Origin of the sequence: Microcoleus sp. bin48.metabat.b7b8b9.023 (assembly GCF_013299185.1) — a bacterium.
In the GTDB taxonomy this organism is placed as follows: Bacteria; Cyanobacteriota; Cyanobacteriia; order Cyanobacteriales; family Microcoleaceae; genus Microcoleus.
Genome location: NZ_JAAFKG010000080.1, coordinates 1 through 25,753 on the forward strand (window position 1 = coordinate 1; position 25,753 = coordinate 25,753).

Consider the following 25,753-nt stretch of genomic DNA (forward strand, 5'->3'; position numbering starts at 1 on the left):
TTGAAGATTTGAGTGAGTTACTTTTTGATTTATCTAGTTCAGATAAACCTGTTAAATGCCTCGCATGATGTCAGTCAATAGCCTTCATAGCCTTGATTTAACCTCTCGACAATTAATCCACCCTGCTTCTTAAGGGGGGCTAGGGGGGATCGGGCTTTAATAATCTTGCCAGCAGTCTGTGACTACTTTTGACCTTAAGATAAAAACAAGTCTGTCGGGTGCGATCGCATTTCCTAATTCCCCACCAACTACCTCAAAATCCCAGCATGATTGTACCAAATCTTGATATGATTATCGGCGCGATTACCAGCATTGCGAATCCTATAATTAAAGATAAGTTTCAGCGCAGCGAAACAGTCATCAAATTACTCAAACAATTTAACCTAGATCCCGAACATCCGCTACCGGATTTTAGCACCGTTTACGCCTACACTTTAGTAGAATACGGCATCGGCAAACCCAAGCCAATTTTAGAACTGTTTCGGGAAGAAGAGATTAAACAAGCTTTCCGCCAAGCATTCGATCGCAATTCTCCGGCTGTGTTTCTCAAACAAGGAGAAGATTTTCTCGATGCCTATGCTTTGGGAGATGAAATTAAAGATTTAGGGATTGACATTCGGCGCGAATTTGCTGCTTTTTCCGCAGTTTTTATCGCCGTCACCAAACGCACCCGCAATCCCAAAGAAGCTTTGACGAATCATCAGATTGATTCAGTACACAAACAAATTGTAGCAGTTCAAGAAAGGCTCGATCGACTGCCAACTCTCGAAGGAATGCGGGCGGAAATGGCGCGGCTGGCTGTGGAAATTAACCCGGCTTTACCAGCAGGAAATGAAACTGCGGTAAAATCCCAAGAGTTTGCTTTGGCGCAGCAAATGCGCGGTTGGTTTGAAATATTGGGCTACGATTTTGAGCCGTATCAGGTTTGGGAAGATAACTATTTTGAATGGATTATTCGGATTCCGGTGAGGCGGGGTAGGTTCGATCGCATTTTGATTCGCGGCATGGCGGGAGAAGCGGGAATTCAAGATGTCGGGGCGCTGAGACAGTCGGTAAAAACGCAAAAAACCGATGAAGGTTGGCTGGTGACATCGCGCCGGATTTCTAAAGCCGCCCGCAGGGAAGTTGACCAACCAGAAAATCGCCATCTCGATTGTTATACGTTTGACGAACTGATTGATGTGGATGCTGATTTTAGCGGCTACATCGAATGGTTGGAGAATGAAGTTAAGCGCCGAAAAATCGATGGGAAATACGTGCCTCTCGGTTGTACGAAAGCCGAGTTAGATGGCGTTAATAAGCGACAAATTGATGCGAGCTATTACGGCGAAGAAGATGGCTGGATTGACGGTTATATTGACTTGTGGATGGACGATCCGGCGAAGGAACATATTTCAGTTTTGGGCGAATTCGGGACGGGGAAAACTTGGTTTGCTTTTCACTACGCTTGGACGGCTTTGCAGCGCTACCAACAGGCAAAACAAAAAGGAACTCAACGACCTCGCTTGCCTTTAATTATCACTTTGCGTGACTATGCAAGAGCTTTGAATGTTGAGAATGTTTTGGCTGGCTTCTTCTTTACTCAGCACAATATTCGACTGAATAGTGAAGTGTTCGACCAACTGAATCGGATGGGTAAGTTGCTGTTGATTTTTGACGGATTTGATGAAATGGCCGCTAAGTGCGATCGACAACAAACAATTAACAACTTCTGGGAACTAGCAAAAGTAATTGTTCCCGGTGCAAAAGTCATCTTAACCTGTCGCACAGAACACTTTCCCGAAGCCAAAGAAGGACGCGCTTTATTGAATGCCGAATTAAAAGCCTCGACTGCCAATCTCAGCGGAGAAACACCGCAGTTTGAAGTATTGGAATTGGCGGCATTTGACGACGACCAAATCCGTCAAGTATTATCTCACCAAGCCGATGCCGAAACTGTAGCACAGGTGATGAACAATCCGCAATTATTGGATTTGGCGCGGCGGCCGGTGATGGCAGAATTGATATTAGAATCGTTGCCGGATATTCAAGCAGGTAAACCCGTGGATATGTCGCGAGTTTACCTGTATGCGGTGCGGCGGAAAATGGAACGGGATATTAAGGCAGAAAGGACGTTTACATCCCTGGCAGATAAGTTATTTTTCCTGTGCGAACTGTCCTGGGAAATGCTATCAACCGACCAAATGCGTTTGAATTATCGGCTGTTTCCAGACAGAATTCGCCGCTTGTTTGGGGCTGCGGTGCAAGCAGAAAAGGATTTAGACCACTGGCATTACGACATGATGGGTCAAACGATGTTAATTCGCAATGCTGAGGGGGATTATTCTCCGGCACACAGGTCACTTTTGGAGTTTTTTGTAGCGTATAAGTTGGCGGCGGAGTTGGGGGTTTTGCCCGCTGATTTTACGGAGTTGTCGCAGGCACAATTGTATTTGGATAATTCTGTTGAGTCGGTGAATTATACTTGGTCGGCATATTTTAGCCGTCAGGCGGACAATGCGGGCGATATTGTGCCGATTCCGGCTTTGAAGGGTTTTGTGAGTGAAAGTTTAGGGCAACTTCTTAACAGTTTCGGGCAGAAAACTTTGACGAAAGCGGTGATGGATTTGTTGGTACCGATCCTGGGAAAAACCGAGTTTGTTGGTGAGGTTAAGTCGAGACTGTTGGAAATTTTGGAGGCGACGAAAGGTAAAAATGAGGCGGAAGTTGGTTATGTCGGGGGGAATGCGGCGACGGTATTGGTGAAAATTGATAATGCTGCTTTGGAAGGGAGAGATTTATCGAGGGCTGTGATTAAAGGTGCTGATTTTTCTAATGCTAGTTTGCGGCGTGTCAATTTTGCTGGGGCGAATTTGAGTGATTCTAATTTTATCAAAGGTTTCGGTACGGTTTTTGCAGTAGTATTTAGTCCTGATGGTAAACTGTTAGCTACAGGTGGTACAGATGGCGTAGTTCGTTGTTGGGATATTGCTAGTGAAAAAGAAATTTTGACCTGTAAAGGTCACAGCGATTGGGTGCGTTCAGTTGCATTTAGTCCAGACGGTAAAACTATCGCTAGTGGCAGTAGTGACCAAACTATCAAGTTGTGGGATTGTTGGAGTGGCGAATGCCTGCAAACTTGGCAAGGTCACAGCCATTGGGTAAATTCAGTTGCATTTAGTCCAGACGGTAAAACTATCGCTAGTGGCAGTAGTGATCAAACTATCAAGTTGTGGGATTGTTGCAGTGGCGAATGCCTGCAAACTTGGCAAGGTCACAGCCAATGGGTAAATTCAGTTGCATTTAATCCAGACGGTAAAACTATTGCTAGCGGGAGTAGTGACCAAACTATCAAGTTGTGGGATTGTCATAGCAGTGAATGCCTTCAAACTTGGCAAGGTCACAGCCATTGGGTAAATTCAGTTGCATTTAGTCCAGACGGTAAAACTCTGGCTAGTGGCAGCGATGACCGAACTGTAAAGTTGTGGGATTGTCGCAGTGATGACTGTCTCCAAACTTGGCAAGGTTGCAGCCATTCGGTAAATTCAGTTGCATTTAGTCCAGACGGTAAGACTCTGGCTAGTGGCAGCGATAACCGAACTGTAAAGTTGTGGGATTGCCACAGCGGTGAATGCCTCCAGACTTTTCAAGGTCATAGTCATTCGGTAAATTCAGTTGCATTTAGTCCAAACGGTAAAACTATCGCTACCGGGAGTAGTGACCAAACTATCAAGTTGTGGGATTGTCGCAGTGCTGAAGGTCTCCAAACTTGGCAAGGTCACAGCAGTTTGATATATTCAGTTGCATTTAGCCCAGATGGTAAAACTATCGCTAGTGGCAGTAGTGACCAAACTATCAAGTTGTGGGATTGTCACAGTGGTGAATGCCTCCAGACTTATCAAGGTCACAGCCAATGGGTAAATTCAGTTGCATTTAGTCCAGATGGTAAAACTATCGCTAGCGGGGGTAGTGACCGAACTGTCAAGTTGTGGGATTACCACAGTGGTGAATGCCTCCAAACTTGGCAAGGTCACAGCCAATGGGTAAATTCAGTTGCATTTAGTCCAGATGGTAAAACTATCGCTAGTGGCAGTAATGACCAAACTATCAAGTTGTGGGATTACCACAGCGGTAAATGCTTCCAAACTTGGCAAGGTCACAACGATTGGATATCTTCAGTTGCATTTAGTCGAGACGGTAAAACTCTGGCTAGTGGCAGTCACGATCTCACTGTCAAGTTGTGGGATTACCACAGTGGTGAATGCCTTCAAACTTTGCAAGGTCACAGCAATTTTGTATGGTCAATTGCATTTAGTCCAGACGGTCAAACTATCGCTAGCAGCAGTAATGACCGAACTATAAAGTTGTGGGATTGGCACAGCGGTGAATGCCTTCAAACTTGCCAAGGTCACAGCAATTTTGTATGGTCGATTGCATTTAGTCCAGATGGTAAAACCCTGGCTAGTAGTAGTGCCGATCAAGCTATAAAATTATGGGACTGTTATAGTGGTGAATGCCTCGAAACTTTTCAAGGTCACAGCGATACTGTAAGTTCAGTCGCATTTAATCCAGACGGTAAAACTTTGGCTAGTGGCAGCTTGGATGCAACTATTAAGCTTTGGGATGTCAAGACTGGTGAGTGCCTCAAAACGCTGATAGCTGAAAGACCTTATGAGGGCATGAATATCACGGGTGTTACGGGTTTGACGGAGGCTGAAAAAGTGACGATCGCATCTTTAGGGGCTGTGTGCGATCTGGTTTAATATTGCGTCGCTAGGACTAAAGAAACCGGGTTTTTCGTGGATTTAAAACTGCGGCGGAAATTGTCGAAAAAACCCGGTTTCTGCCTACATTTTAGTCAACTCGTCCTGGGATATTAAGGGCGATCGACCTTATTTATGATAAAATCAACTATAAGTAGTGAATTTTGGGAGTTGCTAAAATGAACACTGTGAAATTATCGATCGAGGGCGATCGCCAGACTGTAGTTTTACCGAAGGAATACCAGTTTCAAGATAGCGAAGTTTACATTAAAAAGATAGGTAATGTTGTTGTTCTAATCTCGAAAGACAATCCGTGGCAAATTTTGTTTGATAGCTTAAAACTTTTCTCTGAAGACTTCATGGAAACTAGAGAACAGCCTGCTTTGGAGATCAGAGAGGCACTGTAATTTCATAAATCTGTTCAACTATAATATTAAGGGCGATCGACCTTGTTTGTGATACAATTAATAAAATAGCGATCGGCCTAGATTCTCGTTCCAAGGCTCTACCTGGGAATGCCGATCGCAAAACTCTGCCTCAATAGTTGGGTTTCGACGCCTTAACAAACATTTGCCCGCCCAAAAAACGCCACAAAAAAGGCAACTTCAAGTAAACCTTTAACAACAACGGCGAGGCCGGCCGCCCTTTCGTCGAAAACGGTAAAAATCTCGGTATCATTACATCAACTTTAAACCCGACAGTTTGTAAAAGCTCTTGCAGGGATAAATGTGTAATCGGTAATTGATGGTCGATAAAATCGTAGTATTCCTTGTAAGAGTATTTGAAATTTGGCTGAATCACCAAAAGAGAGCCGCTAGGCTTCAGCGCATCAAAGCAAAATGAGATGATTTCTACAAGTTCCTCTTTGTTGCGGAGGTGTTCAAAAAAGTTCGATATAAAAATGCGATCGAACTGTTCGCTAAAAGAAGTACGATTATCTAAGTTAAGCACATCAATATTCAGCACCTTGACATCAGCATTAGCAAATAACTTTGAATCGGGATTCAGGTCAATTAAACATTTGTCGCCAGCCCGAATTTGATTGATAAACTCGCAGTAGCCGCCGCCAATATCTAAAACTGCCGATTCTGGAGGAACATAATCTTGTAAAAATTCGTCAATTAAAACTTTCCAAAGTGCCACCTTGGCTTGCATCTGTCGGGAATCAAATCGGTTGGCATACAACTTTTTGAGATATGTGTCAGTTTTCATAGTAAGATAGCATAGACTGAGTATGAGTTTATCACGCGATACAGCCAACTATGAATGTTATATCTACAGAAATACCGGACGTTCTGATAATTGAGCCGAAAATTTTCGGAGACGATCGCGGTTTCTTTTTTGAGAGTTTCAATCACCAAGCTTTTGTCGAAAAAACAGGCGTGACGGCAGAATTTGTTCAAGACAATCATTCCAAGTCTTCTAAAAATGTGCTGCGCGGTTTGCACTACCAAATGCAGCAGCCTCAAGGTAAATTGCTGCGGGTTGTGGCGGGCGAAATATATGATGTGGCGGTGGATATTAGAAAAACTTCGCCGACTTTCGGACAGTGGGTGGGCTGTTTGATTAGTGCAGAAAATAAGCGGCAATTTTGGGTGCCGGCGGGATTTGCTCACGGTTTTTTAGTAGTATCAGACATTGCTGAAGTTTTGTACAAAACTACAGACTACTATGCACCGGGACACGAGCGGTGTATTGTATGGAATGATCCTGATTTGGCGATCGCCTGGCCGCTAGATGGTGCCGAACCAATTTTATCACCTAAAGACAAAGCCGGACAAACATTGAAAAGAGCTCAAGTGTTTTAGATAATGAAAATTTTACTCGCAGGCGGTAGCGGACAGCTAGCTCAAGAATTGCATCCCATCTTATTATCTGTGGGAGAGGTCATTTCAGTCGATCGCACTTCCGTCGATTTATCCCAGCCCGAAACCATCCGTCAAGCAATGGCTGACATTCAACCGGATGTCGTCGTGAATGCCGCTGCTTACACTGCGGTTGACAAAGCCGAAACCGAAGCAGACTTAGCCCACGCAGTCAACGGTATCGCACCGGGCATCTTTGCCGAAGAATGCGAGAAACTGGGAGCAAGTTTAATCCACTTTTCCACTGATTACGTATTTGATGGTAGCAGCGGTTCTGCTTATCTCGAAACAGATTCGACAAACCCATTGGGAATTTACGGGCAGTCCAAATTAGCAGGCGAGGAAGCAATTAAAAAAGCGGGAAACCGACATATTATTATTAGAACCGCCTGGGTTTACGGTAACGGCGGTAAAGGCAACTTTGTCAAAACCATGCTGAGATTGGGCAAAGATAGGGAAGAACTTCGGGTAGTAGCAGATCAGATTGGAAGTCCAACTTGGACAGCAGATTTGGGGGCTGCGACTGCTCAAATCATCCCTCTGCTTGGCTTGGAAAGTTTTGGGACTTACCAGTATACTAACAGCGGTGTGTGTAGTTGGTACGATTTTGCGATCGCCATTTTTGAAGAAGCAGAGAAACTCGGCTTTCCCCTCAAAATCAAGCGCGTAATTCCCATCACCACCGCCGAATATCCCACACCCGCAAAACGTCCCGCTTTTTCTGTACTTTCTACAGTAAAAATATCAGCACTTCTGGGAACCTATCCTCCCCACTGGCGGCAAGGGCTCAGAGAAATGCTGGTTAAAGAAATGAAGTGAAAAATTGAGTAAAACTCAAAACGCGAGGGTGGGTTTTGTTTGGAAATTATCTGTTATAACTGATCTTCCACCAATGTCAGCAACAGGCAAGATGCCTGTTCCACAAAGAGGAAATTTCTTGTGGGATGGGCATCCTGCCCGTCAGCAACAGGCAAGATGCCTGTTCCACAAAGAGGAAATTTCTTGTGGGATGGGCATCCTGCCCGTCCATAAAAGGCTAGTTGAGAATGGTGCAAGTGCTCAGTTATAAGCTTTACTGTGCTTAGTTTGTATCTTTGTGGCGCTGTTTATCCCCGGAAATTCCCTAAATCTCCCTTAAAAAGATCGACTTTGACAGTTTTCTTGTCCCCCCCTTGTTAAGGGGGGTTAGGGGGGATCCGGTTTAACTGAACTTTATTAGGCTAAACCCCCCGATTAATTCAAAATCTCCCCATGTCGGAATCAATGAAAATCAACAACCAATATGTTTTAATTATCACCTCAGTTATCAGCATTTTGATACCCGCTTCATATATTTTGTACTTGATATCCCAAGCGGGAGACTTGTCTAATTTTGATTATTGGTGGATGACTTGGAATTTTTATTCAGTAGACGGTTTCTCTACAAATCCTTTTAACTGGATATTTCGGGCGAACGAGCATTTTGTCTTGATTCCGGCGATTATCTATGGCTTGAATATTATTGTCACCCAAGGTTCAAATATTGGTTTGTGTTTGATTGCTTGGTTTTTGGCTTTGATTCAGTGCTATGTCTTGATTGCTTTACTGCCTTTAAAATTAAGGAATTTTCCACTACAATTTATCTCAGTCATCCTGTGTATTTCTATTTTTAATTTTACTCCGGCGGCGGCACACAACTGGATGCGGGGATTTAGTGGAGTCCACTGGATTATTGCTAATTTATTTGTAATTTGTTCGATATTTTGTTTGCAATCATATGTTAATTTATTATTAAAGAGCAGAGAGGCAGAACCTTTAGATATTCATTCCTCGGAAAAGATGGGGAATCAGGGATGGCAACAAAATAAGTGGGTAATTGGTAGTATTGTTTTTGGGATTTTAGGTTGTATTAGTTACAGCACTCCTTTAGGTTTGTGGCCGATATTGTGTGGGGCTGCGATTGTGCTGCGGTTTCCTCGGCGGATAACTTATTTGTATTTTGCTGCTTCGATTGCGGTGATTGGTATTTATTTTTTAACTTACAAAACTCCGTCCAATCATCCTTCTTTAACTAAAATTAATCCGCTGAAAACTCTCGAATATATTCCGATTTATCTCGGGGGTATTTTTAGCGAAAATATTATTGTTGCGTCAATTATTGGTATAATTGGCTCGATCGCTGTAACGGGTTTTGTCGGTTATTGGCTATTGGCAAAAAAGTCTGTGCAGCTTGGCTATCCTGTAGGGAATCGCCCAAATTGGCTGCCTTGGCTGTCCATCCAATTGTACACCCTGCAAACGGCTTTAATGGCCGCAGTTAGTCGATCGGGATTTGGAGTCGAACAGGCTACCGCTTCCCGCTACGCCACACTCCCAGCCTTGTTTTGGATGAGTACAATTATCCTCACAGTGCTTGCTGTGCAGGAGTTGCAGCCGAAACCGAGAATTCAAGAACGATGGCTGACACCGCTGTTTGCAGTCGTGACAGCCGCCGTCATTTTAATGTACGGGGTGGGCGGCGAAACTGCAAGGGCGATCGGCCGCAGAGCCACCTATCAACCGCTAGTAGCACTATCATTGCAATTAGGCATCACCGACATCACCCTAATTAAAGAGAGAGTAGGAAACAAACCCGCCGCATTTGTCGGATTAATCGATGCCTTAAAAACTAACAACTTAGTACCATTCAATCGAGACATCAAAAAATACAACTTCTGTGCAGCATTAGACACAAAAATCGACCCGAATTTACTCTCAGCCCCCAAAGACGGAGTACCCGGATATTTTGATACAATCACAAAACTCGCACCAGCCGCCGCTAGAGTAATTGGTTGGGTAGGAGATCCCGAAAATCATGTAAAATGTATTGTCATTCTCAACCAAGAAAATGTAGTTCGAGGTTTCGCCATGTCAGGATTTCCCCGCCCCGACTTAGTTAACTTATTTGGGGTGGCCTACGAATCCGCAGCTTGGAGAGGATACATTCAAACATCGCCAACAGATAAATTATTGACAGCCTATGCTTCATTCAAAAACCGCGAAGGTTGGGTAGCTTTGCGAAACTCCCAATTGATCGATAAAAATTAAAATTTATCCATAACAACCATAAATAATTTATAAACCCCTTTTTCCTACTCTCTCTGTGCTCCTCCTTCTCTGCGCCCTCTGCGCCCTCTGCGGTTAATAAAAAAACTCATTGACAACACAAATAAAATATAATTGCCTTATGCCCAAACAAATCAGCTTCGTAATTCCCGTTCATAACGAAGAAGCAACCCTCAAAATGCTGTTTGAAAAAATTAGCACAGTCATGTCCCAAACAGGAATTGACAGTTACGAAGTCATTTTCATAGACGATGGTAGCCGCGATGCTTCTTGGCGAGAAATTGCTGATTTAGCCAGTCAATTTCCCCAACAAATTAAAGCGATAAGAATGCGCCGCAATTTTGGCAAATCCTCCGCACTTTCAGCAGGATTTCGCAATGCAGCAGGAAAAATTATCTTTACTCTCGATGCAGATTTACAGGACGACCCCGCCGAAATTCCAAAATTTTTACATCATCTAGAATTGGGATTTGATTTGGTCTCTGGTTGGCGAAAACAGCGGAATGACCCCCTATCGAAAACCTTGCCTTCGAGGCTGTTTAATGCAGTTGCGTGTTTGCTGACTGGGGTGAAAATGCACGACATGAATTGCGGTTTCAAGGCTTATCGGCGGGAAGTTTTGCACTCAATTAAATTGTACGGGGAATTGCACCGCTATATTCCAGCATTAGCAAATAATTTAGGTTTTAAAATTGGCGAAGTAGTTGTCGAACACCATCCGCGAAAACATGGTAAATCAAATTACGGTTGGGAACGTTATGCGCGGGGATTTATTGATTTGTTGACGGTGTTGGCGACTACTCAGTATTTGCACAAACCAGGTCATTTGTTTGGTGGATTGGGGTTGTGTTTTGGCTTGGTGGGTACTGTTTCGCTGAGTTATTTGATTGTAATTTGGTTTTTGAATTTAGCCGGGATGCACTTTGGGCCGATCGGCAATCGACCTTTGCTATTTTTTGGGATTTTGTGTACAATTCTGTCGGTGCAGTTGATTTCTTTGGGAATTTTGGCTGAGTTGATTGCGCGGAATGTGGCTGCTGATTATGTGGATAAGCAGATTTGTGAAATTATTGATGATTCGGATTTTGATATTTAACTGTTTATATTATGATGTTTGTAGTGAGGACTTTAGTCCTCTGATTTTGAAGAAGGACTGAAGTCCTCACTACGAACCTTAAGAAGGACTGAAGTCCTCAGTACGAACCTTAAGAAGGACTGAAGTCCTCACTACGAACCTTAAGAAGGACTGAAGTCCTCACTACGAACCTGAAGAAGGACTGAAGTCCTTACTACGAACCTTAAGAAGGACTGAAGTCCTCACTACGAACCTGAATTACGAACCTGAAGAAGGACTGAAGTCCTCACTACGAACCTGTTTTATTTGTGATTTTAAAGATTATCCATTTGCCTTGTTTATCTACTATTTCTCCTTCAATGTTTGGATGCCAATCGCTGCGAGTCAGGATATAATCGGCCTGATATTTTTGGGCTACTTTGACTAACTCTGTACTGCTGCGACGGCTGAATAAGTCGTTCCCTCCCCAAATCATTTGCGGGTTTAAGGGAACTCCTAAAATAGCTTCCATGCGATTTTGCCACTCTTTGATTCCTGTTTCTGTTAAGGGAAAATTCTTAAAATTAACTACTATAGCTCTCTGAGAGTAAAACTGGAAGCTGGTAACTGAAGGTGGAATTAATATGAGTGCATCTTGATTGCTAATTTGCGAAAAGTGTAAAGCTAGTCTGTTTAAGTCGTTGCTGGGAACTACATTAATATTAACTCTTTTTTGAAATGTTTCTAACATTGGCTTTGGTAAAATCCCTCCTACTCCCAAAACTAAGATGGCGGTAGTTGTCAAAGCTAAAATATGGGTTACTATTTGTGTGAGTGCTGTAGATATAGATGTTTGTTCTAAAATGAAAGGCAAGGCAAGAATTGAAAAGAGGATAGGTATGCTAATTAGGCGATTTCCTATAATTTCCCACGAATCAGTCGCCGGATATATCAAACTAAAAATCAACGTTACTGCTGTAAAAATCCACAGCAATATATTGTATCTCTTGGGAAATACGTAGTTTCTGCTTTGCCAAACTGATAATCCGAGGAAAATTACACCTCGAAAAGGCAACGTCAGTACAGAGAGCAGCAACAAGCTAACAGCTATTTTTTTATTTGTGTAAAGCCTACCGACGGTTAAACTAACAGCAATAAATATAATTAACTGAGCAAATGGAACGGTTCTCGCCAATTGCAGTTTGGCGATTAAAGCCAGCGGGTAAACTTCTACAAATACGTAGTTTAGGAACAGCGCGAAAATTGATGTGCCAACAATTATATAAAAATTAATCTTGTCTGCTTTTTGGAGTAAGTCGGTATTTTTGATGCACAGCAAGCCGCCACTGATGAAACATATAAAGTTGAACCAATTCCCAATAGTCCAATTTGACGGCAGGATGTGGTGAGGATTGCGAACTTTGGCGTGGATGAATACAAACTCGGCATTGTCGATGATTGGAGTGCCGGTAGTGCCTGTCAATAACATGGGTACGTATACTATACTTGACATTGCTGATAAAAGTGCGATCGCCCAAATCAACGTTTTGAATTGCCGCTCTCTTACAGATTTTATCAGTAAAACGGGAATCATCATCAATCCCGGCAGAAAACCCACTAAAAATTGCAGCAAACAAGCCAGTCCAAAAAAGAAATATCCTGTCAGCCATTTCTGACGCAAACTAAAGTAAATTCCCCAGATTGCGACACCCATTGCGAAGGTACTCGGTACTGATTTTGTGGAAAATACCAGCGTGTTACCCACATCTGTAAATGAAGCGGCTAAACACAAGAAACTCATTGCTGCTACTGGCAGTTGTGAATTAGTATATATTCTGATAATTGCCCGACAAGCTAGGATAACTGAACCAAAGGCTAGGAATTGATAAATAAAATGTACTAAGGGGATGCTTAACCCTAAGCTTGCTAACAAATAAATGATCTGATAATAATAGTATCTCGGATTGAATTTAACCATTTCCTGAACGTGATAGTCATTTTTGTAGAGTTCAGGATTGAGCAGGGATTGGATTTGTGGCAATTCGGGAAAGTTGCCTCCTATCGGGAACTTATACCCTACTGCTATGAATGAACCGATGATGATAACAGTATAGAGAGATATATTTAAATACTTGTTTGATTTTTCAGTTTTCTGCATTGACGGTTCAATTTTTTTGATGTGATATTAAAGTGAAGGGGCTTTTTTATAAACCGCAGAGGCGCAGAGGACTCAGGGGAGGAAAAAGAGCGAAAGCAGGGGCGAATTTATAGCGGTTGTCACAAAGATTAGGTACGTTGTTGGGCTTCAGCCCTCTTGGTTTAAGCGGTTATATAAGCTGTCAGTCATACCTCACCTTTTTGAGAAAGGCTATATCTATAATTTTTGTAGGATGGCTTGACCAATTAATAACTCTGCCTTGGCTACCATATTGCACATCAAATCACCAGATATAATATCACGGATTGAGCCGATCGCTATTTCGGGTTTTGCTACAAAGGCAGGTACTGAACGCAGTTAGCTAAATCTTCAGGTTCGTTAACCTTGGCAATTATTTCCAAGTCACGAATCGAATCGCCAACAGTTACACTTTGTTGGTGAGCGTAGATGACGCCAGCAAAATTTATTCCTTCTTGCTGGCGGCGGTTTGCTATGGCTAAAAAATCCTCGTCTTGAGTAAAAACAACGCGCTGAAGCTCGGCTGCGCGATCGAGTATAATAGTGTCGGGCATACCTGTTCTACCGTCGTCTTGAACCGTCAGAACATCTACATCCCGAAACTGCAATCCCACCGTAATTGCCAAGTGGATATGTTCGTCCATATATAGCGCTATGCTCATTTAATTAGTCCCTGGGCTCGGAGTTTTTTAGCCAAAGCAGATTCGCCAGCCTCTAAGCGCAACTTTTCGGCATACTCAAACCTGCGCTGCATATCTGCATCAAGCTCTTGTTTGTGATCCCAATAATAAGCAAAAGCAGAATGAATTTGGCTCATTGTCAAATAGCGGTGGTTGAGGTGCAACTCGGCTGGACTCCACCCGTAAGCGATATGAGCTTGTACTAATTCAACGACTTTCATTGTGGTTCCGGCGATGAGAGGAACGTTCTTCTCGTCTAATTCCACATATTTGTATTCAGTTGCAGTTAGAGTCACGGTTTTTACCTTTTCGATCGCACTTTTATACTTCTATTATATCTATTAGATCGATCGCCCCAATCACAACAAAACCCGCAAAAGCGGGTTTTCCAACAGTATCTTACAGAGGGACTTCCCTGGATTAATCCTAATAACCAGGCTCTTCCTCGTACTCAGGAGTCTTAGTCTTCTCAGGGATATTCACCCGAGGAGCCTGGTAAGGCTTCGATGCTTCATCGTCAGCCCAAGCATCCGCCTCCACATCATCCTCGTACTCGTACTCCACTACGACAGGCTCCTTCGGGCGAGAAACTTGAGGGCTGTACTGCTTCTCTTCGTACTCGTCTTCCTCGTAATCGTCCTCGCCGCCCCAATTATCCTCTTCATACTCATCATAATCGTCTATCTGCTGGGGCTGGGGCATCGCGCGCATCTGCTGCTGTCGTACCGGTGGGCGATTCCACTGCGAATCCTCATCCCAAGGAACCTCTTCTACCACGGGTGCTGCTACTCGGCTTCGCATTTCCGGAGCAGGAATCCGCACGCCTGGGCCCAATTGATGGTCTGTAGCCACAGGTTTGGGATAATAGCCTTGTTCCTCCTCGTCGCGTTCCCAAGGTGCTTGTCCCAAACCGACGCGCTCTAGCAAACCCACGCTAAGCTGCCTCAGCCTTTCCTCGGAACCTTCAAACACAATCAAGCGGTTGGGGCCGCTGCTGACAATTTCTTCAATCCCCAACTCGTAGGTACTGAGAACTTGGTCGGGGATTTGGGGGATTCCGAGGGAAGCGATGACGATAGAAACTAACTTACCGTCTTCCGGGTCAAACCTAAAGCCCCGCACCCTTCCCAAAAGTTCGCCGGTTTCGGTAATCACTTCGCTGTTAATCAAAATGCTGTAGACTTCAACATCAACATCATCTTCGATCGCACTTTCATCTTCCACCAACAGCACGTCGCCAATTTCGCTAACATTGCTGAGGAACATAAACTTCGGCATTCCAGCGACCGCAAATATATTATCACGCAGACCGATCGCCACAACTTCCCGCCTGTCAATGTCCACCCACAATTGACTGACTACACCCAAGCGCTTACCTCTGTCGCGGGTGATTACCTGAGTGCCTAGAATGTCGGAGCGTTGGCAGATTTGTTCGGATGTCATCTAGCTTTAATCCTGATTTATCGAGTACATATATTGCTGAACACGTTCGTCAACAGAAACACTGGGACTACAACTTAAGTCCGATGACTTGAGTATAAGCTCCCCGCGCTTGAGTAACACCAATTGTACGCTCAGCCGATTGAATCATAGGTCGCCGCAAACTCACAACAATAAACTGGGCTTGTTCAGACTGTCGTTTTATCATTCTAGCTAATCGCTCCACATTTGCCCCATCCAAAAACATATCCACTTCATCAAAAGCATAGAACGTAGACGGGCGGTAACGTTGCAGCGCAAAAATAAAACTCAGCGCTGTCAGCGATTTTTCGCCTCCCGACATGGAAGCCAGCCGTTGAACGGGTTTGCCCTTCGGGTGAGCGACCAAATTCAAACCGCTGCTGAAGGGGTCTTCCTGGTCATCTAGCTGAAGATACCCATCACCTTCGGAAAGTTCCGCAAAGATTGTCTGGAAGTTCTCGTTAACCGCATCGAAAGCTTCTTTAAAAGCGCGCCGCCTGAGCGTGGTAAAATTTTCGATTCTAAGCAAAAGTTCAGTGCGTTCTCCTGCCAATGTCGTCAATTTTTGACTCAATTCTTGCAGGCGTTCTTGAGTGCGGTTGTACTCTTCCAATGCTAGCATATTCACCGGTTCTAAAGCTTGAATGCGTTTGGCGATCGCCTTTACTTCTTGCTGCAATTCCGTCAAATTGGCTTTCTCGACATTTTCCGGAATCGACGGCACCGGATCGGGCATTTCCGCGCGCTGGGTTTCCATGAGAGTGCGGACGGCGGCTAATTGTTCCCGGCGTTCTTGCTGAGTTTCGTGCAGTTTTTGCAACTGCCATTGTAACTGTTGTTTTGCCAAATGTTGCTCTCGCAGTTGCGATTCCGCGCGATCGCGTTCTCCTTTCTCTAAACCCAATTTCTCTTCAATTTGGCTCAAAGCTGTCTTAGCTGCTGCAATCTGTGCGTCTAGTTCTAACTGCTGCGAAACAATCCGGTTTACAGCATCAGTTCCCGCATTTTGCTGCACTTGCCATTCCTGCAATTTCTCGCTGCCTTCCTTAATTTTTTCTTCCAAGCGCCCGAATTGATTTTGCAGGTCTCCTTGGCGCTGCTGGGCGTTTCTCAGAGCCAATTCGCGCTCTTGCAGTTGCGCTTCTAGAGTTCGCAAACCCGACTGCATTTGCTGCCATTCGCTGTGACTGTTCGACTCTTCCAACTGCGCCAAAGTTTGGCGGTACTGCTGCAATTGAGTTTCCTGTGCGGGCAATTCCCTCGAAAGCAACTGCAATCGCGATCGCGAATCAGTCAATTCCTGAGTGTTTTTAGTAATTTGCGATCGCACTTGTTCCTGTTGCGCTTGCAAATTCTTGATTTCCGAGTCCAACTGTTCCAAGCGCAACTGATGTTCGCGCAAACTCTGCTTTGCTTCCATCAATTCTTGGCTGCGAGTTTTGACAGCAACAGCAGCGCGATCGATCGCAATTTTGCACCGTTCCAAAATCCGCTCAATTTCCTCAATCCGTTCTTGCAAAGCAGCAATTGTCCGCGCTTCATCCGCAGCATCACTAGCATCAACCGTACCAAAATGCAAGGTAGATTTATTAGTAGAACTTCCCCCAGTCATCGCGCCGCTCGTTTCCAGAATTTCCCCATCTAAAGTGACAATCCGGTACTGTCCCAAATAGCGGCGGGCATCAGTAAGATTGCTAAACACCACCGTACTGCCAAAAACGTAAGCAAAAATCTCCTGATAGCGCACATCGCACTCTATCAAATTCACAGCCGCATCCAGAAACCCGGCCGCGCGCCGCAAATTTTCATTTACCGAAAACCTGCCGCCTCTAATCTTATTCAAAGGCAAAAACGTCATCCTTCCCGCCCGTTTTTGCTTCAACAATTCGATCGCAGCAGCCCCCACACTATCATTTTCCACCACCATATTACCCATGCGGCCACCCGCTGCAATTTCCAGGGCCAACTGAAAGCGCGGTTCCACCCTACCCAGTTGAGCCACCAAACCACAAACTCCGCCAATTCCGCTTTGCGCGATAATTTTTGCAGTAAACGTGCCGCTGGCTTCTTGCTGGGCTTGAAACTGCACTTCTAGCTTATCTAACTTGCGCTGTCTTTCCCGCTGTTCTTCCAGCAAACGAGTTTGAGTTTCCTGTTGCAATTGCAATTCTTGTTCGGCTGCGACTACAATCTGATTCAGCGATTCTACTTGCAAAGCAGCAACTTTTTGGGTTTCTCCAAGGCTTGATTGCTGATTTTTTTTAGCTGTAATTTCCTGTTCCAATACTTGTAGCGATTGGTTTTGTTCTTGAATTTGACTTTGCAGGCGATCGGCTCTTTCGCCAATAGTAGCTTGTTCGGTGCGCTGCGGCTCCAAAGTTTGCTGAATTGTTTCGATTTGGTGGTGCAATTCCGTTTGTTGCTGCACCCAAGCTTCCGCCGTCGAGGCGATCGCATTTGCAACTTCCCGACTCCGATCTAAACTTTGTTGGGCGGCGTCGCGCTGTTCCTGAAAAGTACCTATTTGAGACATCACATAGGATATTTTAATCTCAATTTGCTCCAAACTTTGCCGAAACTGCCGAACTTCTTGCTCAGTTTGTGCTATATTAGCTGCCATTTGTCCAGCAGTTGTTTCCAAATCCTGTTTGCGGTTTTGGAGTTGTCGCCGTTCCGCTTCCTGAGTGGCAATACTTGCTTGTAACGCCAACAATTCCGACTCGCCCAAAGCTTTAACGCGAGCATTTAGTGCGTCAAGTTCAGCGGTTGCAGCTTGAATTTGGGTGGTAATGGCTTGCAATTGTTCGGTGAGAGATGTAGAATTGCGATCGCCCGTTTCGATTTGTTCGCGCAGTTTCCACTCTTGCTTTTGCAACTGGCGGAACTTGAGAACAATTTCCCACTGCGACTTCTCTTGAAATTCCGCCCGCAACTTTTGATATTTTTCAGCTTTTGCGCGATCGTTCGCCAGTCTATCGCGCTGAGAAATTAGCTCTTTTTCGACAATACTGCTGCGCTCTTCAACTTCCTTAACTTCATCCAACTTCTGCTTGGCAAGAGAGATTTTGCGATCGAATTGAGCCACTCCAGCTAATTCGTCAATAATTTCGCGGCGTTCCTTAGAATTCATCGAAATAATGCTAGTAACGTCTCCTTGCAAAACAACGTTATAACCTTCGGGATAAATTCGCAAACGGTTAAGTTGTTCGTGCAGTTGAGTCAGCGTACAAGGTGCGCCATTAATGTAATAATTTGACGTATAAGTTCCTTGACGAGTGACTCGGAGTTTGCGCGTCACACTCCACTCATCCGGTTTGGGAGTTTGAATTTTAGATTTTCGATTAGTAGCGAGTAGTTGTCCGTTGTTTTCTTGACTGGTGGCGATTTCTATTTCTTCGACTTCTTCAACAGATAACTCATCCGATTTTTGATTGGGAATTTGAGATTTTCGATTGGATGATTGTCCGTTGTTGTCTTCAGTTTCTGGAATTTCGATTGCTTCTACATCTTCTGCTTCAACAGACTCAACAGACAAATCATCCGCTGCCTTTTCTACCTCATCCTCATCTTCATCCTGAGCGAACCATTCATCACCCACATCTTCCAGCGCAAAGGTAGCAGTCACGCTAGCCTCAATCGTACCGCGCTTATTTTGGGCGCTGTTCACCAAATCCGGCAAACGTTCAGCCCGCATTCCCTTAGAAGTCGAAAGTCCCAGACAAAACAACAAAGCATCGAGGATATTGGACTTCCCTGAACCGTTGGGCCCGGAAACCACAGTAAAACCAGGCAGCACGGGAATGGACGTTGTGCCACCAAAAGATTTAAAGTTAGTTAGTTCGATCCGCTTAATGTGAACCATTTGCTAGCACTAACTTTGGCTTTAGGGTATTCCTGACAGGGTAGCACAGGCATTGGGGCGATCGACAACGTGCGAACTTCTCGGCATTGTCGATCGAACAGGTATATGCCACTTTTGTCAACAACGGAGTCAGATTCAACTTCTTCAAAAGCTTGTTGAGAATGGTTTAGCATCTCGGCCCCCAGCGACACCATCAAAGAAAAGTAAAGTTTGATACAAATAACTTCATGAAACTAAATCAACATTAATTTGGCGATCGTACCTGAAACCCCCACCCAGTAAGAATTTAGCCAAGATAAAGTCAGACCTTCCTCACATTACCCCCTAGACATATTCAAACTTTCCGGTAAAATCGAAACCAAAATTAATAATGTATAAAGTAACGAAGCGAATATTATGGAGGGCAAAATCATTACACCAGCTCAAAACTCGTCTAACCTGTCCGCTTCACCAGAAAGCGACCAACAAGTATTACAAATTTGGGGTCGCCAGCCCCTGAAAGGACACGTCAAAATCAGTGGCGCCAAAAACTCGGCCTTAGTAGTCATGGCAGGAGCTCTACTATGCCCTGACGATTGCCACATCCGCAACGTTCCCGCATTGGTCGATGTCGCCCGCATGGGGCAAATTCTATCGGCTGTAGGAGTCAAAGTACAGCAGAATGGCGATACTTTAGACATCAACGCCAGCAACCTCCTGGATGCTCAAGCCCCCTACGAATTAGTCAGCCAACTGCGGGCGAGCTTCTTCATCATCGGGCCCCTGCTAGCGCGTTTGGGATTTGCCAAAGTACCCTTGCCCGGTGGTTGTGCCATCGGTGCCAGGCCTGTTGAACTTCACGTTCGGGGCTTGCAAGCCCTCGGCGCCGAAGTCCACATTGACCACGGTACAGTCAACGCTTACGTCAAAGGGCCGAACCGCCGCCTGAAAGGAGCCAAAATTTATTTGGACTACCCCAGCGTCGGCGCCACTGAAACTTTGATGATGGCGGCGACTTTGGCCCAAGGAGAAACCGTCATTGAAAACGCGGCTCAAGAACCGGAAGTCGTCGATTTGGCCAACTTCTGTCGCGCGATGGGAGCCAAAATTCAAGGCGCAGGCACCAATACGATCGTCATTTCGGGAGTTGAGAAACTCCACGCGGTAGACTATGCAATTATTCCCGATCGCATCGAAGCCGGAACATTTTTATTAGCAGGAGCCATCACTCACTCAGAAATCAGTTTGTCGTCGGTAATTCCCGACCACCTGACCGCAGTTATTGCCAAATTGCAGACAATGGGGGCGAAAATTATCGTAGAGTCCGACATTGTGCGGATAGTTCCCGGCAAAATTCTCACTGCCACAGACATCGAAACTCTGCCTTACCCCGGTTTCTCCACAGATATGCAAGCTCCGTTTATGGCTTTGCTGACGCTGAGCGAGGGAGACAGCATGATCAAAGAAACCGTATTTGAGAACCGCTTGCGCCACGTAGCAGAACTCAACCGCATGGGCGCCGACATTCGCGTTAAAGGGAATGTCGCCGTGGTGCGCGGAGTCTCAATGCTGTCGGGTGCGCCGGTAGTCGCAACAGATTTGCGGGCTTCGGCGGCTTTGGTAATCGCGGGACTTGCAGCAGATGGTGTCACAACCATCAGCAGCTTGCAGCATTTAGACCGCGGCTACGAGCAGTTAGAGATGAAACTTCAAAAATTGGGAGCTAAGTTGCGGCGAGTCAAAGAGGGTACGGACCCGACGACGGCTGAGGCTCCTGTCAATCCCGTGCGATCGAGTTTAAACTGTTAGTTAGTAGTTAGTGGTTATTTGTTATTGGTTGTCGGTTATTTGCGGTGCCCGCTCGCGTAGTCGAAGGGTCGAAGAGTTATTATTTATTAGTTATGACAACTAATAAATAACAAATAACAAATAACAAATAACAAATAACAAATAACAAATAACCACTGCCAACTGCCCAATGACCAACTGACTAAAATGTTAAACATCCCCCTCATCGGTTTAAAAGCAGACCAGTTTCGGCACCCGCTGGACTTGGAAGCCACCAACACTCTCAAACAACTGCCCGGACTCGATTTGATGGTGCGGCAGTTGCTGGGACAACTTGGCGAACAGTTTTTTATGCTCGAAAATCTGGCTTCCAGCGTCCAAGTCGGCGAAAATCAATTACCGCACCTGCATCAATTGCTAGTGGATGCTTGCAAAACTCTGGATTTGGAAGTGCCGCAGCTTTATGTCCGCCAGCATCCGATGCCCAATGCTTACACCTTTGCGATGCGGGGAAAACAGCCTTTTGTGGTGATGCACACTTCGCTGATTGATTTGCTCACCGACGAGGAAGTGAAAGCCGTAATCGGTCACGAGTTGGGACATTTGAAGTGCGAGCACGGAGTTTACCTGACTCTGGCTAATTTAATTGTCTTGGCCGCCGGTCAAATTTCGCCTTTGGGAACCGTACTCGCCCAGGGTTTGCAAACGCAAATGTTGGAATGGTTGCGCTGTGCAGAATTTACGTGCGATCGCGCCGCCTTACTCGCCACCCAAGACCCCAGAGTGGTAGCATCGGTGTTGATGAAACTGGCCGGAGGTTCGCCAGCGTTAGCTCCGAAACTGAATGTCGATGCGTTTTTGGCGCAAGCGCGGGCCTACGACGACCTCAGTAGCACTGAACTCGGGGAAATGCTCAAGCAAGCTCAAACGGCTCAGTTGTCCCATCCTGTACCAGTATTGCGCGCCAAAGAGATCGATCGCTGGGCAAGTTCAAAAAATTATGAATCTTTGCTTGCACAATCTCGATCGGTGTGTTATGATGGTGAAGCCACAAAAAAGGGCGGGTGGCGAAATTGGTAGACGCATCAGACTCAAAATCTGACACCGAAAGGTATGAGAGTTCGATTCTCTCCCCGCCCACTACTTACAGAGCTTAATAAATTAGGGTTCGAGATGATAAGTCTCGAACCCTAATTTATATGGCATCGGGAATTGGGCATCGGGAATTGGGCATCGGGCATTTAACCAATAACCAACAAGCTGTCACGCATTTAAGTTGTAGTATATTCAGAACGGGCAGGACGCCCACACAAGAAAGATTTTTTTTGACACACAATTTAAATGCAGAGCAGCTTAACTAATAACCAATAACCAATAACCAATAACCAATAACCAATAACTTTATGGGTGAAATCGCCGCTTTAGGTGCTGCATTTGTCTGGGCTCTATCTTCCACGATTTGGCAGCGAGTCGGACAGCAAATCCCGGCAGTTGTACTAAACTTGCTCAAAGGCGCGATCGCCCTGGTCATGCTTCTTGCCACCATACTAATTTTAGGTAAATCCTTACCAGCAGTCAACCCCAATATCTTAACAATGCTGCTCATCAGCGGCGCCCTAGGAATTGGCATCGGAGACACCGCTTTCTTTATCGTCTTAAAATATTTAGGCGCGAGGCGAGCGCTGCTTCTAGAAACCCTATCTCCGCCTTTGACAGCTTTATTCGGCTTGATATTTTTGCAAGAAAAGCTATCGCCTATTGCTTGTACAGGCATTCTTTTAACAATCTGCGGTGTAGCTTGGGTGATTGCCGAAAGAACAGCCGAAACAACAGCCGAAACAACCTTACCATCAAAACATCTTTGGCAAGGATTAGGCATTAGTTTATTAGGACAAACAGCCCACGCAGCCGGAGCAGTTTTATCCCGCGCTGCATTTGCTCAAATAGATATCGATCCCTTGTGGACAGCGGCTTTGCGTTTGAGCGGCGGTATGGCAGTCATGCTGTGCTTTCTCAACCCCACAAACCTTGGCACTTTGCAACAATTAAAAGCCCCAAAAATATTAGGTGCAATAATTTTAGCAGCTTTTTTGGGAACCTATCTCGGAATTTTCCTGCAACAGACTTCCCTGAAATATGCACCCGCAGCCATCGCTCAAGCACTGAGCTCTACAAGTCCCCTGTTTGTACTGCCTCTAGCCGTACTCGCCGGCGAAAAGGTTAGTTTTCGGGCTTTTGTGGGCGTGGTTTGTGCGATCGGCGGAATCGCGCTATTATTGGGTTTGAGGTGATTCGATTTTAGATTTTAGATTTTAGATTTGATATAAGTTCTCAACAATAATGAAACTATACGTCAGATCCCAACCACGATTTTAGTCATCAATTTTTAATCTCAAACGTCTAATTTAGAATACTATGAATTATGATACAGGCAAGCAAAACAATAACTATACCAATTTTCAACGAAATAACAGTATTCTTGTCCCCCCCCTTAGCAAGGGGGGGCTAGGGGGGGTCGAAGAGTGTTGCACAATTTTAGATAATTGGTATTATTTAGCAATTGCCAACCAAGAGATTGACTGGCTTAAAAAACAGCCAGACGGCATCATATTTCAACAAGATTCCGGCGACAGCATCGTAGCAATCAAAAAAGATAAATCATGCTTGCTCCTGGTTTTAGTAGATAGAGAAACTTTGACTACAAGTGTAGCTCAATCAATCCTCGACCTCAACAATCCACTTAAATTAATATTTCCATATTCCCAAGCAATGCTATTAGCATTACTCTGGCAAACTCAACCAAGAAATATTTATATAATCGGTTTTGGGGGTGGCACTCTTCCCAGAATTTTGCATCACTATTTCCCTAACGCGATAGTCGAATCTGCCGACATAGACGCAACAGTTGTCGAAGTTGCTCAAAAGTTTTTTGGCATTCAATTCAATGACAGACTAAAAGTAGCGATTCAAGATGGTCGTCAATATCTTGCCGAACAAAATCCCACGATAAAAAAAGATATAATTATTGTAGATGCTGGTTTTGGCAGCGGCTATATGCCCTATCCATTGGTGACACAAGAATTTTACCAACTCTGCAAAACGCACTTGTCAAATACGGGCGTTTTAGCTATCCACCTGTTTCACAAACAAGAGTTTAATGCAGCGGCGGTTAAAACAATTCAAACTGTGTTCGCACAAGTTTATATATGCAATTTAGATACTGGTAACAGTATAGTTTTCGCGACTAATGCTCCAGATTTAGCTAGAAGTGAATTTTTTTTGAAAGCCGAACTTATTCAAGATTTCCACAAGTTAGAATTTTCCTTAGTAGAAATGTCGCTTCAGCTCAAAACATTAGCGGAATTGCCGGAATGGCTGAAAATTTGGGAAACGCTACCAATTTTTACAGATGCTGCAATGCCTAGGAAATATTTGGACTGAGCGAAAAATCAAACTAAGGAATGAGAATTAAATAACAACTTACAATTTTTATTGTTCTTGTGAGACGGGCGTCCCGCTCATGCTTTCTGGACGGGCGAGACGCCCATCCCACAAATATGTGTAAATTATTTAATTCGCGAGCCTGAGCATGAAAATTTCTGGCTACAATCCTAAATTTTAAGTAGAATAAAATAGATAGTTGTGTTCTTAAATATTAGACTTGAATTGCAAAAATCGGAAAACACCCTGAAATTATCTGCGTTGCATCTGTGTTGCATCTGTCTGACATCTGCGGTTTCTGTATCGCTCGAAGACTTATGCAATCTTGTCTAATATAGCGGTTGTCAAGAAAGTGAGGTACACGGATTCCAATCCTATGCCCTATGCCCTATGCCCTATGCCCTATGCCCTATGCCCTATGCCCTATGCCCTATGCCCTATGCCCTATGCCCTATGCCCTATGCCCTATGCCCTATGCCCTCTTCCATAAGAGCACCGCACTGTTACACCAGACAGGCTATAAATTACTTGACACTGCAATGGTGGCGGTGTACTATATAAGTAGTACACATAAATAAAAACATGAGACTAAAAAGTTGGGAGTCTCCCCGCAGCGAGGGCAGAAACTCCAAAGGCAAAGGCGGATCGGCCAGGGCTCGACAGCTCAAAAAGCAACAGCAAACTCTCCGAAAACAGTTAAAAGCTCAGCACGATCGCCAAAACGATCGCCCACCAAACCACAAACCAAACAACAAAGGGAAGGAAACCGATAATTCCTTCCCTTTTTTTGTATCTTTCTGCCGTTGCTCAATCCCGCTGAATGTTCGGACAAATGGTGCGAGTAATACACTCCGGCGAGGGTTGCTCTTGCCAGCGGTTGAGAATTCCTTGCAATTCCCCTTTCAAAGTTTCTAACGCTGCAATTTGCCCGGAAATTGCCTCAACCTTCGCCGTTAGATGCTGCTTCGCTTCAGAGCAAGGCAACTCTCCCCGATCGCGAACTTGTAAAATATCCTTAATCTCCTGAAGGCTCAAACCCAGAGCCTGAGATCGTTTAATAAACGCCAACCTGTTGAATAGCTGGTAAAAGTATAGTCATTTATTACATGGCATGGGAGGCGTTAAATCCCTCCCCCTTCGCTTTTACTTTGAGCGGATTGACCCGCCTCGGCTGAACTACGCAGCTCTCTATCCCATTGCTAAAGGCATTTGGGATTGCTTTTCTGAGAATGTTATAAGAACCATTAACATCGGAGTTAATTAATTGACCGACTGATGTTCTGTACAATCCTCTTTTGATTCGCCTGCCACTAAATATGACATTCGACGCATCAGTATGTCCGTACACAGGAATTGGATCTAGGTTCAAAAAGCTCGACTTAGAGGTGTAAGACTCTTCTTGAACTATCACTTTAATTCCCACCAATCGAGTTTTGTATTCCAACATCTCAATTAGTCTAGCGTGAGGAATGCTGACAAAGTTTTGATTAGTTTGTTTGGACAGGTCAATTCCGGTTTTCCACTGTGCATTTTTACCAATTACTAGCGTCCCAATTTGATGCGCCGTCAAAATATCGACGATTAATCGGCTGGTGTGATGCAAGTAATTATCTACTTTTTG

19 protein-coding genes and 1 tRNA gene are annotated in these 25,753 nt (G+C 44.7%); 11 read left to right on the forward strand and 9 right to left on the reverse strand.

All coding sequences use genetic code 11. From position 1 onward, the window contains the following. Positions 1-266: 266 nt before the first annotated feature. Both QZW82_RS29600 and vapB read left to right on the forward strand, forming a co-directional pair. A complete protein-coding gene (locus QZW82_RS29600) occupies positions 267-4,742 on the forward strand; it encodes an NACHT domain-containing protein (RefSeq protein WP_293157097.1) in 4,476 nt (1,491 codons plus the stop codon). A gap of 179 nt (positions 4,743-4,921) precedes the next feature. Beyond that, positions 4,922-5,149, forward strand: a complete 228-nt coding sequence (gene vapB / locus QZW82_RS29605) for an antitoxin (protein ID WP_293157099.1) — start codon at positions 4,922-4,924, stop codon at positions 5,147-5,149. A 130-nt stretch (positions 5,150-5,279) separates the two neighbouring features. On the opposite strand, the gene QZW82_RS29610 is transcribed toward vapB, so the two are convergent. Beyond that, the gene (locus tag QZW82_RS29610; RefSeq protein ID WP_293157102.1) at positions 5,280-5,954 is read right to left on the reverse strand and encodes a methyltransferase domain-containing protein; all 675 of its coding nucleotides are present in this window, start codon (positions 5,952-5,954) and stop codon (positions 5,280-5,282) included. Between the two features lie 50 nt (positions 5,955-6,004). On the opposite strand from QZW82_RS29610, the gene rfbC reads away from it, so the two are divergent. The 4 genes from rfbC (at position 6,005) to QZW82_RS29630 (ending at position 10,787) form a co-directional block, all read left to right on the forward strand. Then, positions 6,005-6,550 carry a dTDP-4-dehydrorhamnose 3,5-epimerase gene (gene rfbC, locus QZW82_RS29615; protein WP_293157105.1) on the forward strand — a complete coding sequence of 182 codons (546 nt, stop codon included), beginning with the start codon at positions 6,005-6,007 and terminating at the stop codon, positions 6,548-6,550. A 3-nt stretch (positions 6,551-6,553) separates the two neighbouring features. Then, positions 6,554-7,426, forward strand: coding sequence for a dTDP-4-dehydrorhamnose reductase (gene rfbD / locus QZW82_RS29620; RefSeq protein ID WP_293157108.1), 873 nt, complete (start codon positions 6,554-6,556; stop codon positions 7,424-7,426). A gap of 444 nt (positions 7,427-7,870) precedes the next feature. Continuing rightward, a complete protein-coding gene (locus QZW82_RS29625) occupies positions 7,871-9,673 on the forward strand; it encodes a hypothetical protein (protein ID WP_293157111.1) in 1,803 nt (600 codons plus the stop codon). A 139-nt stretch (positions 9,674-9,812) separates the two neighbouring features. After that, positions 9,813-10,787, forward strand: coding sequence for a glycosyltransferase family 2 protein (locus QZW82_RS29630; RefSeq protein ID WP_293157114.1), 975 nt, complete (start codon positions 9,813-9,815; stop codon positions 10,785-10,787). Between the two features lie 268 nt (positions 10,788-11,055). Here the strand turns inward: QZW82_RS29630 and QZW82_RS29635 are convergent, their stop codons facing one another. The 6 genes from QZW82_RS29635 to QZW82_RS29660 form a co-directional block, all read right to left on the reverse strand. Continuing rightward, a complete protein-coding gene (locus tag QZW82_RS29635; RefSeq protein ID WP_293157117.1) occupies positions 11,056-12,903 on the reverse strand; it encodes a DUF6798 domain-containing protein in 1,848 nt (615 codons plus the stop codon). Between the two features lie 332 nt (positions 12,904-13,235). Further along, the gene (locus tag QZW82_RS29640) at positions 13,236-13,583 is read right to left on the reverse strand and encodes a DUF5615 family PIN-like protein (RefSeq protein ID WP_293157120.1); all 348 of its coding nucleotides are present in this window, start codon (positions 13,581-13,583) and stop codon (positions 13,236-13,238) included. Continuing rightward, entirely contained in the window at positions 13,580-13,897 is a 318-nt protein-coding gene (locus QZW82_RS29645; RefSeq protein ID WP_293157123.1) for a DUF433 domain-containing protein, read from the reverse strand. Before QZW82_RS29645 ends, QZW82_RS29640 begins: the two co-directional genes overlap by 4 nt. A 130-nt stretch (positions 13,898-14,027) precedes the next feature. Next, positions 14,028-15,044: a PRC-barrel domain-containing protein gene (locus QZW82_RS29650; RefSeq protein ID WP_293157126.1), complete on the reverse strand. Its 1,017-nt coding sequence runs from the start codon at positions 15,042-15,044 to the stop codon at positions 14,028-14,030. Between the two features lie 67 nt (positions 15,045-15,111). After that, on the reverse strand, positions 15,112-18,924 hold the full coding sequence (gene smc / locus QZW82_RS29655; protein ID WP_293157129.1) for a chromosome segregation protein SMC: 3,813 nt from the start codon (positions 18,922-18,924) through the stop codon (positions 15,112-15,114). Next, entirely contained in the window at positions 18,897-19,097 is a 201-nt protein-coding gene (locus QZW82_RS29660; protein WP_293157132.1) for a hypothetical protein, read from the reverse strand. The genes smc and QZW82_RS29660 overlap by 28 nt, the downstream gene beginning before the upstream one ends. Positions 19,098-19,320: 223 nt before the next feature. Here QZW82_RS29660 and murA point away from each other — a divergent pair, with 223 nt between their 5' ends. From murA to QZW82_RS29685, 5 genes are all read left to right on the forward strand, one after another. Next, entirely contained in the window at positions 19,321-20,712 is a 1,392-nt protein-coding gene (gene murA, locus QZW82_RS29665) for a UDP-N-acetylglucosamine 1-carboxyvinyltransferase (RefSeq protein WP_293157135.1), read from the forward strand. 186 nt (positions 20,713-20,898) lie between these two features. Further along, positions 20,899-21,771, forward strand: a complete 873-nt coding sequence (locus tag QZW82_RS29670; protein ID WP_293157138.1) for a M48 family metallopeptidase — start codon at positions 20,899-20,901, stop codon at positions 21,769-21,771. Continuing rightward, positions 21,750-21,831, forward strand: a tRNA-Leu gene (locus tag QZW82_RS29675). Before QZW82_RS29670 ends, QZW82_RS29675 begins: the two co-directional genes overlap by 22 nt. Positions 21,832-22,094: 263 nt before the next feature. Beyond that, the gene (locus QZW82_RS29680; protein WP_293157141.1) at positions 22,095-22,982 is read left to right on the forward strand and encodes a DMT family transporter; all 888 of its coding nucleotides are present in this window, start codon (positions 22,095-22,097) and stop codon (positions 22,980-22,982) included. Between the two features lie 124 nt (positions 22,983-23,106). Next, a complete protein-coding gene (locus QZW82_RS29685) occupies positions 23,107-24,132 on the forward strand; it encodes a spermidine synthase (RefSeq protein WP_293157144.1) in 1,026 nt (341 codons plus the stop codon). 807 nt (positions 24,133-24,939) lie between these two features. Here the strand turns inward: QZW82_RS29685 and QZW82_RS29690 are convergent. Next, positions 24,940-25,200 (reverse strand): MerR family DNA-binding protein, encoded by a 261-nt coding sequence (locus tag QZW82_RS29690; RefSeq protein ID WP_293157147.1) that lies wholly within the window; start codon positions 25,198-25,200, stop codon positions 24,940-24,942. Between the two features lie 34 nt (positions 25,201-25,234). Next, positions 25,235-25,753 (reverse strand): transposase (locus QZW82_RS29695; protein ID WP_293157150.1); only part of this gene is annotated, 519 nt, incomplete at its 5' end.

Coding starts and splice junctions, on each gene's coding strand:
- QZW82_RS29650 (WP_293157126.1), bottom strand. CDS start 15,044: ATGACATCCGAACAAATCTGCCAACGCTCCGACATTCTAGGCACTCAG.
- QZW82_RS29680 (WP_293157141.1), top strand. CDS start 22,095: ATGGGTGAAATCGCCGCTTTAGGTGCTGCATTTGTCTGGGCTCTATCT.
- rfbD (WP_293157108.1), top strand. CDS start 6,554: ATGAAAATTTTACTCGCAGGCGGTAGCGGACAGCTAGCTCAAGAATTG.
- QZW82_RS29660 (WP_293157132.1), bottom strand. CDS start 19,097: ATGCTAAACCATTCTCAACAAGCTTTTGAAGAAGTTGAATCTGACTCC.
- rfbC (WP_293157105.1), top strand. CDS start 6,005: ATGAATGTTATATCTACAGAAATACCGGACGTTCTGATAATTGAGCCG.
- QZW82_RS29610 (WP_293157102.1), bottom strand. CDS start 5,954: ATGAAAACTGACACATATCTCAAAAAGTTGTATGCCAACCGATTTGAT.
- QZW82_RS29630 (WP_293157114.1), top strand. CDS start 9,813: ATGCCCAAACAAATCAGCTTCGTAATTCCCGTTCATAACGAAGAAGCA.
- smc (WP_293157129.1), bottom strand. CDS start 18,924: ATGGTTCACATTAAGCGGATCGAACTAACTAACTTTAAATCTTTTGGT.
- vapB (WP_293157099.1), top strand. CDS start 4,922: ATGAACACTGTGAAATTATCGATCGAGGGCGATCGCCAGACTGTAGTT.
- QZW82_RS29640 (WP_293157120.1), bottom strand. CDS start 13,583: ATGAGCATAGCGCTATATATGGACGAACATATCCACTTGGCAATTACG.
- QZW82_RS29635 (WP_293157117.1), bottom strand. CDS start 12,903: ATGCAGAAAACTGAAAAATCAAACAAGTATTTAAATATATCTCTCTAT.
- QZW82_RS29670 (WP_293157138.1), top strand. CDS start 20,899: ATGTTAAACATCCCCCTCATCGGTTTAAAAGCAGACCAGTTTCGGCAC.
- murA (WP_293157135.1), top strand. CDS start 19,321: ATGGAGGGCAAAATCATTACACCAGCTCAAAACTCGTCTAACCTGTCC.
- QZW82_RS29600 (WP_293157097.1), top strand. CDS start 267: ATGATTGTACCAAATCTTGATATGATTATCGGCGCGATTACCAGCATT.
- QZW82_RS29685 (WP_293157144.1), top strand. CDS start 23,107: ATGAATTATGATACAGGCAAGCAAAACAATAACTATACCAATTTTCAA.
- QZW82_RS29625 (WP_293157111.1), top strand. CDS start 7,871: ATGAAAATCAACAACCAATATGTTTTAATTATCACCTCAGTTATCAGC.